The organism is Carboxydocella sp. ULO1 (assembly GCF_002049255.1).
GTDB lineage: Bacteria > Bacillota.
Genome location: NZ_BDLQ01000072.1, coordinates 1 through 294, shown reverse-complemented (window position 1 = coordinate 294; position 294 = coordinate 1). Strand labels below are relative to the sequence as shown.

Sequence of the window (294 nt, the reverse complement as noted above, 5' to 3'; positions counted from 1 at the left end):
CTCCGCGCGTTTTCCATTCGCGCTGAGGGAACCTTTGGGCGCCTCCGTTACTCTTTGGGAGGCGACCGCCCCAGTCAAACTGCCCACCTGACACTGTCCCCTACCCGGCTTACGGGCCAGGGTTAGAACTTCAATATCACAAGGGTGGTATCCCACCAGCGACTCCACTTAGGCTGGCGCCTAAGCTTCCCAGTCTCCCACCTATCCTGTACATGCAATACCAAAATCCAATGTCAGGCTACAGTAAAGCTCCACGGGGTCTTTCTGTCCTGTCGCAGGTAACACGCATCTTCA

1 rRNA gene is annotated in these 294 nt (G+C 56.1%); it reads right to left on the bottom strand.

Features of this window, described 5'->3' with window-relative positions:
- Nucleotides 1-294: ribosomal RNA gene (locus ULO1_RS09200) — 23S ribosomal RNA — on the bottom strand; the annotation flags it as partial.